This window comes from Shigella sp. SIG6 (genome assembly GCF_053555815.1).
This window is the reverse complement of record NZ_JBQZXC010000142.1, coordinates 1-8349: the sequence shown is the minus strand read 5'-3', so window position 1 is coordinate 8349 and position 8349 is coordinate 1. Positions and strand designations below refer to the sequence as shown.

Here is an 8349-nt window from a genome sequence, read left to right as displayed (position 1 = left end):
GTCTAAAAACTAGTATTAAGACTATCACTTAAATAAGTGATACTGGTTGTCTGGAGATTCAGGGGGCCAGTCTAGTTTGCGTGACCTACATCCTCTGGGGCATGACTTACACCATTATGGATATTCCCTTCTGGTCGCTGGTTCCAACCATCACGCTCGATAAACGTGAACGCGAACAACTGGTTCCTTATCCGCGTTTTTTTGCCAGTCTGGCAGGCTTTGTTACGGCAGGTGTGACGCTACCATTTGTTAATTATGTCGGCGGTGGCGATCGGGGATTTGGCTTTCAGATGTTCACTCTGGTATTGATCGCCTTTTTTATTGTTTCAACCATCATCACTCTGCGCAATGTGCATGAAGTCTTTTCGTCAGACAATCAATCGTCTGCTGAAGGAAGCCATCTGACACTTAAAGCCATCGTTGCGCTTATTTATAAAAACGATCAGCTTTCATGCCTCTTGGGTATGGCTCTTGCTTATAATGTAGCCAGCAATATTATTACCGGATTTGCTATCTATTATTTCTCATATGTTATCGGTGATGCGGATTTGTTCCCCTATTATCTGTCGTATGCGGGAGCTGCTAACCTGGTGACGTTAGTATTCTTCCCACGCTTAGTTAAATCATTATCCCGACGCATTTTATGGGCCGGAGCATCTATTCTTCCGGTGTTAAGCTGTGGTGTTCTCCTGTTAATGGCATTAATGAGCTATCACAACGTCGTCCTCATTGTGATTGCGGGTATTTTGCTGAATGTGGGAACGGCGCTTTTCTGGGTATTACAGGTCATCATGGTGGCAGATACCGTTGATTACGGTGAATATAAACTGCACGTACGCTGTGAAAGCATCGCTTACTCCGTGCAGACTATGGTGGTGAAGGGCGGTTCAGCCTTTGCGGCTTTTTTCATTGCGGTTGTGTTAGGGATGATTGGCTATGTACCGAATGTTGAACAGTCTACGCAAGCCCTATTAGGTATGCAGTTTATTATGATTGCTCTACCGACTCTGTTTTTCATGGTAACGCTGATTCTCTACTTCCGTTTCTATCGCCTCAATGGCGACACGCTGCGCAGGATCCAGATTCATCTGCTGGATAAATATCGCAAAGTACCGCCCGAGCCTGTTCATGCTGATATTCCGGTCGGTGCAGTGAGTGATGTGAAAGCCTGACGTGGACAATAGCTAACGAAAATGGCCTGATGCGATATGTTTATCAGGCCACGTCTTAATGTAATGCTTTGGATTTGCAAATTTTGTAGACCGGATAAGGAATTCACGCCGCATCCGGCATCAACAAAGTGCACGTTGTTATCCGGTTATCAAGCCATAGCGCCGTAGCTGGCGGCAATGAAAGCGAGCGAGCAATATCACTGTCGTTAATGCGCCAAGCAGCGCGCAGAACATATCGGATTGCGTGTCCCACTGGTCGCCTTGGGTACCGAGAAAATCATCCGCTCCCTGGCCCATCGCCAGTGCCGCCCACCACTCGATTAATTCATACATCGCGCTTATCGCCAGCGCCACGCAACAGACCAGAAACGCCACCATTTTACGTCCGCGCACGTACATCCCGCGAACGAGAATTTCTCGTGCCACCAGTGCAGGCACCAGCCCCTGGAAAAAGTGCCCCAGCTTGTCATACGGATTACGACTCAACCCCAGCCATTCCTGCACCTCAAAACCAACGGGGACTTTCGCGTAGGTGTACTGCCCGCCTACCATCAGGATGATGGCGTGAAAGAAGATGAGCGTATAGAGCAGCAGCGTTAACGGGTAACGTCTGGCGGTGGCAAGTAGTAGCGGCACGACGATAATCACCGGTGTCACTTCCAGCAGCCAGGTGAGTTTGTCATGGGCCGAAATGCCGGTATAAATCAGGATTAACGTTAGCGCCAGTGCGCCGGTGTTAAGAATTAACGGCTTGAGTGTGCGGGTCATGGTGAGTTCGCAAGTCAGGGAAAATACTGACTATTCACCAGCAAGCATGAAATTACAATCGCAAAAGAGGTGGCCCAGGGGGATCACCTGGCAGCATGCTGCCAGGCGCTGGGCCGAAGAGGTTACTTAGTGCAGTTCGCGCACTGTTTGTTGACGATTTGCTGGAAGAAGTCGTTACCTTTGTCATCGACCAGGATAAACGCCGGGAAATCTTCTACTTCGATTTTCCAGATAGCTTCCATACCCAGCTCCGGATAAGCGACGCATTCCAGATGCTTGATGCTCTGCTGCGCCAGTACCGCCGCCGGACCGCCGATGCTACCGAGGTAGAAGCCGCCGTGTTTATGACACGCGTCGGTAACCTGCTGGCTGCGGTTGCCTTTCGCCAGCATGATCATGCTGCCGCCGTGGGATTGCAGCAGATCCACATAGGAGTCCATACGACCTGCGGTGGTTGGGCCAAGTGAACCTGATGGATAACCGGCAGGGGTTTTCGCCGGACCCGCGTAGTAGATCGGGTGATCTTTGATGTACTGCGGAAGTTCTTTACCGGCGTCAATCAGCTCTTTCAGCTTGGCGTGTGCAATATCTCGACCCACAATAATGGTGCCAGTGAGCGACAAACGAGTGGAAACCGGATATTGCGAAAGCTGGGCGAGGATCTCTTTCATCGGGCGGTTAAGGTCGACCTTCACCGCTTCGCCTTCACCGGCCTGACGCAGTTCTTGTGGAATGTACTGACCTAGATTGTGTTCCAGTTTTTCGATCCAGATACCTTCGCGGTTGATTTTCGCTTTAATGTTACGGTCAGCGGAGCAGGAGACGCCCATGCCTACCGGGCAGGATGCGCCGTGACGTGGCAGACGGATAACGCGAATGTCGTGCGCGAAGTATTTACCGCCAAACTGCGCGCCAAGACCGAGTTTCTGGGCCTCTTCCAGCAGTTCCTGTTCCAGCTGGACATCGCGGAACGCCTGACCATGTTCGTTCCCTTCCGTCGGCAGTTCATCGTAATAGTGAGCGCTTGCTAATTTGACGGTTTTCAGGTTGGTTTCCGCAGACGTACCGCCAATCACAAACGCGATATGGTACGGCGGGCAGGCTGCAGTACCGAGGGTACGCATTTTCTCGACGAGGAAGTTTTTCAGTTTGCCGGGAGTCAGCAGGGCTTTGGTTTCCTGGTAGAGATACGTTTTGTTGGCAGAGCCGCCGCCTTTCGCAACGCAAAGGAATTTGTACTCATCGCCATCTACCGCGTACAGGTCGATTTGCGCAGGCAGGTTAGTGCCGGTGTTGACCTCTTTGTACATGTCCAGCGCCGCGTTTTGCGAGTAGCGCAGGTTATCTTCGATATAGGTGTTATAGACGCCTTTCGACAGCGCTTCTTCATCACCGCCACCGGTCCACACGCGCTGGCCTTTTTTACCGACGATGATCGCGGTGCCGGTATCCTGGCAGGTCGGCAGCACGCCTTTGGCGGCGATTTCGGAGTTTCTTAAGAATTGCAGTGCCACGTACTTGTCGTTTTCGCTGGCTTCTGGATCGTGAAGAATAGCCGCAACCTGTTTCTGGTGTGCCGGACGGAGCATGAAAGAAGCGTCGTGAAAGGCTTGCTGCGCCAGCAGGGTCAGGGCTTCTGGTTCCACTTTCAGGATGGTTTCGCCGTCGAAGTCGGCAACGCTAACGTAATCGGAAGTGAGTAGATAGTATTCGGTATTGTCTTTCCCCATCGGGAAAGGTGCCTGGTAGATAAAGGGTTTGTTTGACATAGCTTCCAGCCTGTAACTCTGTATTTGTTATTCGAAAATGGCGTGCCGCGTAGTCACGGGCGGCACGCAAAGTGCATTTATAAGAACCCGTACATCGCGGCGAAGATCCAGCCGAAGACGCACGATACGCTCACACCAATCAACCCCGGCAGAATAAAACTGTGGTTGATGACGAAGCGACCGATGTGGGTAGTGCCGGAACGGTCAAACTGAATCGCTGCCAGATCGCTCGGATAAGTCGGCAGGATGTAATAACCGTAGCAAGCCGGTGCTGAAGCCACGATGTATGCCGGATCAACGCCGATCGCCAGCGCGACCGGAACAATCGCCGCCAGCGCCGCAGCCTGAGAGTTTACAAACTTGGAAACCAGCAGCAGAACAATGGTATACGCCCACGGATACTCTTTCACCATTTCACCCAGTACGCCCTGAATTTCAGACATATGCGCACCGAACATGGTTTCTGCCATCCATGCGATACCGTACACCGCCACGATGGCGATCATACCGGAACGGAAGACTTCGTTTTTTGAGATAGACGCGGGATTGGTTTTGGTCAGGATAATAATCAGCGCCCCGGTCAGCAGCATAAACATCTGAATAACCAGTACCATCGACAGCGGTTTGCCGCCGAAGGATGGACGCAGGTCCGAATCAGCACCAAGAAGGGCGACTACAGCGATTGCCCCGAGGAAAATCCACATTGCCAGCCAGTTGCTTTTCGGCAGTTTTTTATCCAGCAGCGTCGCGGTATCACCGTAAACATACTCACGGTTTTCCGGTACGGAGATGAATTTCTGGAACTCTTCGTCTTTATCCAGATCTTTACCGCGGAACCAGCTGAAGATACCGATCGCCAGGATACCGATTAACGTCGATGGAATGGTGATTGCCAGCAGATCGAGGAACTCAAGATGGCGACCATCAAAGGTGACATTACCCAGCATCGCAACCAGAGACACGACCGCAACCGACACCGGACTGGCGATAATCCCCATCTGTGCACCGATAGAACTTGCCGCCATCGGACGTTCCGGACGGATGTTGTTCTTAATGGCGACGTCGTAGATGATCGGCAGAATGGTGTAAACCACATGACCCGTACCGCAAAGAATGGTCAGTGTACAGGTCACAAACGGCGCGACAATTGAGACATATTTCGGGTTGCGGCGCAGCAGCTTCTCAGCAATTTGCAGCATGACATCAAGACCGCCCGAAGCTTGCAAGGTCGCCGATGCCGCCACCACCGCAATGATAACCAGCATGACATCAACTGGTGGTTTACCTGGCTGAAGGTGGAAGACGAAGACCAGAATGACCAGACCGATACCGCCTAATAAACCCAGCGCGATACCACCCTTTCTGGCACCATAAAACAGACATATTAGTATTATGATAAGTTGGATAGTAAATAACATGTGTGAACCCTCGCGATAATCCTATTTAAATTTTTGCCGAATAGATCACAGTCACGTTCTGTTTTGTATGAACTGTTTTCAGAGCCTGACTAAATATCCGTTTGGTCGTTACCGGCTTTAGCAAATACCTCACAGTGAATATTGGCTGATTAAAGCAGCGGCAAATTTATGCACTGTGATAAGCGGCTTTTTCAGAGAGAAAAACTCTCTGGCGATGGGTTTATAGTTTGTACTGCGCAGATGTTAATGTTTTGTTTGCTGTTATCTTATTGATATTTATCGGTCTATTTTTTGTTCTCAGGGCAGATATCATTAGGTTTATAGATTAATATGATCTACCCATTTGTGGGTAAAAATACACATAATGCGGGTGACATAATAGTTAATTAACTTTTGTTATCGTTTTGAAATTAAAAACACCGTTCATCTGAAGAGATATTAATTTTTAACGATGATGGAGGGATAATTATATTTGATCTGGCACAAGTTTTACTGATTAACGATGTAACTTGTGCCAGGGGTATTTTGCATTACGGTAATAATTATTACTTACAGATAACCAGCGATCCGTTATTGGCAATATTGTTTCAGCAGTGAGTAGTGTTCTGCCTGAATACGGTAACGGTAAACCGGACGCCCCGTGACGCCATAATGGATACTGGTGAACAAGATGTGGCAGTTGACCAGCCAGATGAGGTATTTTCGGCAGGAAACACGCGAGATGTTAACCTCGTTAGCCAGCTCGTCGGTTGAAAACTCATAGTCCTGATGCGCGTCAATCCACTGGCACAGCGTGCGTAACGTCTGCGGCGTTAAGCCTTTTGGCAAGCGACGAGGATCCTGTTCGTTGGAGCTGCTGCCGTGGATTAGCTGATCAAGCTCGGCCTGGTCATAATACTGATGTTTTTCCAGCGCCATTTTCTTTTGCCGCCAGCCGGTGAGCGCCTCTTCAAAGCGGGAAGCCTGGAAGGGTTTGATCAGGTAATCCACGACACCGTAATGCAGCGAATCTTTAATGGTTGCCGCATCGGCTGCGGAGGAGATGACAATCACATCACTTTTGCAACGCGCGTTATGCAGGACAGGCAGTAAATCGAGCCCGTTCTCTTTTTGCATATAGATATCGAGCAATATCAGGTCGATAGGCGCATCGCTATTGAAGATAATCTCTTTGGCTTTCTCCAGCGTCGAGGCTGTTCCACAGCATTGAAAGCCTGGGATTTGTGCTACGTATCGGCGATTCAGCTCCGCGACCATTGCGTCGTCATCGATAATTAATACATTGATCATCTGTTCGACCTCTCCCCGTCCCAAGGTATCTGGACAAAAAATTGTGTGAAAATCCCCGGTTCCGATTCCACGGCGATGCTGCCGCCGAGATTTTCTACCTGTTGTTTGACAAGTGCTAAACCGACGCCTCGCTCGCTTCCTTTTGTCGAGACACCTTTGTCAAAAATGTGATCGATTTTGTCGGGTGCGATCCCCGGTCCATCATCGTTAACTTCGCAGTGCAGCCAGCCGTGACGGTAGTGCAATGTTACGCTAATTTCGCCACCGGGTTCCGGCCCTAATGCTTCCAGCGCGTTTTCTATCAGATTTCCCAATGTGGTAATCAGCGTCGCGACCTGGTCCTCACTGCCGCTGTCTGGCAGCTGGCTTTCACTGTTTAAAATCAGCGTATGGCCTAAATCGGTCGCGCGGTTAATCTTGCTGATTAAAAAACCAGCGATAACCGGAGATTTGATCTTACCCAGCAGAGAGCCAATCTCTTCCTGATAGTTATTGGCTGTTTTGAGAATGTAATCTTCCAACTGCTTATAACTCTTCAGATGCAATAATCCGAGAATCACATGCAATTTATTCATAAATTCGTGGGATCGTTCACGAAGTGCGTCAGCATAGTTGACCAGACCGTCGAGTCGCTGCATCAGTTTACGAACTTCAGTTTTGTCCCTGAAGGTTGAAATGGCACCGATGATAACGCCATTACTGCGCACCGGAACGGTGTTGATCAGTAATAGCCGGTCTTTAATCGTAATCTCTTCGTCGCGGCGCGGCGTACCGTCGCGTAACACTTCCGAGACATCTACCACCTGTGACCATGAGTGGCTGAGCGTCGACAGTTTCTCATCGTCCTGCGACTTACGGTAATTCAGCAATTCTTGTGCGGCATCGTTGATCAGCGTGACCTCGCCGCGATCGTCCACGGCAACGACGCCTTCTTTGATAGACTGCAACATGGCCTGGCGTTGCTCAAACAGCGTGGAGATTTCGTAGGGTTCCAGGCCGAAAAGGATTTTTTTCAGTACCTTAACCAGAATGCAGGTGCCAATCAGTCCGACCAGCATGCCAAATAATACCGACCAGATAATGCTCCAGCGACTGTCATTGATCTGTTGGGTCACGCGGCTTAACTCAAGGCCGATCGCCACCACGCCAATTTGTTTATGATTTTCATCGTAGATGGGGGTAAATACGCGTAAAGCCTGCGCCAGAAAACCGCGATTGATAGAGACATTTTCTTCGCCATTCAGCGCATTAAGGATGTCATCACCTTTAAATGGCTGACCAATACGCTGGGCTTCAGGATGTGAGTAGCGAAGACTTTGCATATCGGTAACGACAATAAACAGCAGATCGTTGCGTTTGCGCACGGCTTCCGCGATGGCCTGGATGCCACTCTCCTGCGGTTTTTTCTGCAAGCCCTGACGGATTTCCGGCGAGTCGGCGAGGGTACGCGCCACTGCCAGTGCCTTGTTGGCCAGCCCGTCTCGCGTCATATCACTGATTTGCGAGAAGTAAATCAGATGCACCACCAATAGCACCGAGAACAGTACCGCGCTGACCATTAAGATCACAGTGGTACTCAATTTCATCGGACGTTTGCGTAATATGTGGTAGGGCAATGAATGTCTCATCAGCTTCCTTGTGTGACAAATTTCTTAAGCATTATCTCTGATGAGGCGGGTAATTCAAAGGGAGTAAAAATGATTGGCTATATAGGGGAAGAGACTCTGGCAACGGAAACTGCCAGTGCTATGCTTATAGCGATAATCATACTGATGAGAGAGGGAAGGTCATGGATCAGGCGCTACTGGACGGGGGTTATCGCTGTTATACCGGCGAAAAGATCGATGTCTATTTCAACACTGCGATATGTCAGCATTCTGGCAATTGCGTACGTGGCAACGGCAAGTTATTTAATCTCAAACGAAAGTCGTG

Annotated in this window: 5 protein-coding genes and 2 pseudogenes; 2 read left to right on the top strand and 5 right to left on the bottom strand. The window is 49.7% G+C overall.

Features of this window, described 5'->3' with window-relative positions; translation table 11 throughout:
- Positions 1–74: 74 nt before the first annotated feature.
- Positions 75–1172, top strand: a pseudogene (gene melB, locus ACUU1M_RS17205) (melibiose:sodium transporter MelB); the annotation flags it as partial.
- A 138-nt stretch (positions 1173–1310) separates the two neighbouring features.
- Here the strand turns inward: melB and ACUU1M_RS17200 are convergent.
- The 5 genes from ACUU1M_RS17200 to ACUU1M_RS17180 all read right to left on the bottom strand — a co-directional run bounded on the left by ACUU1M_RS17200 (position 1311) and on the right by ACUU1M_RS17180 (position 8045).
- The gene (locus tag ACUU1M_RS17200; RefSeq protein WP_000198728.1) at positions 1311–1940 is read right to left on the bottom strand and encodes a DUF2238 domain-containing protein; all 630 of its coding nucleotides are present in this window, start codon (positions 1938–1940) and stop codon (positions 1311–1313) included.
- A gap of 122 nt (positions 1941–2062) precedes the next feature.
- On the bottom strand, positions 2063–3709 hold the full coding sequence (gene fumB / locus ACUU1M_RS17195; RefSeq protein ID WP_000066675.1) for a class I fumarate hydratase: 1647 nt from the start codon (positions 3707–3709) through the stop codon (positions 2063–2065).
- 77 nt (positions 3710–3786) lie between these two features.
- The gene (gene dcuB / locus ACUU1M_RS17190) at positions 3787–5127 is read right to left on the bottom strand and encodes an anaerobic C4-dicarboxylate transporter DcuB (RefSeq protein ID WP_069892418.1); all 1341 of its coding nucleotides are present in this window, start codon (positions 5125–5127) and stop codon (positions 3787–3789) included.
- Between the two features lie 570 nt (positions 5128–5697).
- Positions 5698–6417 (bottom strand): two-component system response regulator DcuR, encoded by a 720-nt coding sequence (gene dcuR, locus ACUU1M_RS17185; RefSeq protein WP_000611281.1) that lies wholly within the window; start codon positions 6415–6417, stop codon positions 5698–5700.
- Entirely contained in the window at positions 6414–8045 is a 1632-nt protein-coding gene (locus ACUU1M_RS17180; RefSeq protein ID WP_001216447.1) for a sensor histidine kinase, read from the bottom strand. Before ACUU1M_RS17180 ends, dcuR begins: the two co-directional genes overlap by 4 nt.
- 161 nt (positions 8046–8206) lie before the next feature.
- On the opposite strand from ACUU1M_RS17180, the pseudogene yjdI reads away from it, so the two are divergent.
- A pseudogene (gene yjdI, locus ACUU1M_RS17175) lies at positions 8207–8349 on the top strand (4Fe-4S mono-cluster protein YjdI); the annotation flags it as partial.

Coding starts and splice junctions, on each gene's coding strand:
- dcuR (WP_000611281.1), bottom strand. CDS start 6,417: ATGATCAATGTATTAATTATCGATGACGACGCAATGGTCGCGGAGCTG.
- ACUU1M_RS17180 (WP_001216447.1), bottom strand. CDS start 8,045: ATGAGACATTCATTGCCCTACCACATATTACGCAAACGTCCGATGAAA.
- ACUU1M_RS17200 (WP_000198728.1), bottom strand. CDS start 1,940: ATGACCCGCACACTCAAGCCGTTAATTCTTAACACCGGCGCACTGGCG.
- fumB (WP_000066675.1), bottom strand. CDS start 3,709: ATGTCAAACAAACCCTTTATCTACCAGGCACCTTTCCCGATGGGGAAA.
- dcuB (WP_069892418.1), bottom strand. CDS start 5,127: ATGTTATTTACTATCCAACTTATCATAATACTAATATGTCTGTTTTAT.